Raw genomic sequence first — 800 nt, forward strand, 5'->3', positions numbered from 1 at the left:
TGATCTTGACCCACCATCTCCGGACAGCTTTTGTATCTTAGGTTAACGATGCACGTTGCCGCCGGTATTCTCTCGGAGAGTGATATCCCAGCGCACTGTGCGGGTGGTTTTCATTGTAATGCGTGAACGCCGCTGCAAGGTTTCGCAGGGCTGTTCTCACATCCGGTTTCGGCATGAACGCGATATAGTCTTCCTTCATCGTCTTCACGAACCGTTCGGCCATGCCATTGCTCTGCGGGCTGCTCACCGCTGTTGTACACGGCTCCAGATTCAGCTCTTTGGCGAACCTCCGCGTTTCATGCGCGGTATATGCTGAACCGTTGTCCGTCAGCCACTGCACTGGTGTTTCCGGCAGCCTGTCGCCGAAGCGCTTTTCCACCGACCTCAGCATCACATCCTGCACCGTCGAACTGTCGTAGCCTCCGGTGCTTGCAGCCCAGTCTATGGCCTCTCTGTCGCAACAGTCCAGCGCGAACGTAACCCGCAGTTTTTCTCCGTTGTCACAGCCGAACTCGAAGCCATCTGAACACCAGCGCATATCGCTTTCTGCCACCGCTATTTTGCCCTTATGTTCACGCTTTGGCCGCTCTGGTTTGTCATGCAATAACAACAGATTATGCTCGCTCATTATCCTGTAAAGCCGTTTGGCGTTCACGGGTGTCAGCCCCTCTGTGCGACGTTGCTTACGCAGGATGCCCCACACACGGCGATAGCCGTAACTGGGCATATCGCTGATGATATCGAGGAGCCCTGACAGTATTTCAGCGTCTGCTTCATCATTACGCCGCTTACAGCGCCTG

1 protein-coding gene is annotated in these 800 nt (G+C 55.0%); it reads right to left on the reverse strand.

Going from position 1 to position 800, the window contains the following annotated elements:
• Nucleotides 1–37 precede the first annotated feature (37 nt).
• Nucleotides 38–800: IS3 family transposase (locus KOSB73_RS04255; RefSeq protein WP_110222495.1), on the reverse strand; the 763-nt coding region annotated here is incomplete at its 5' end.

This window comes from Klebsiella grimontii (genome assembly GCF_900200035.1).
Lineage (GTDB): Bacteria > Pseudomonadota > Gammaproteobacteria > Enterobacterales > Enterobacteriaceae > Klebsiella > Klebsiella grimontii.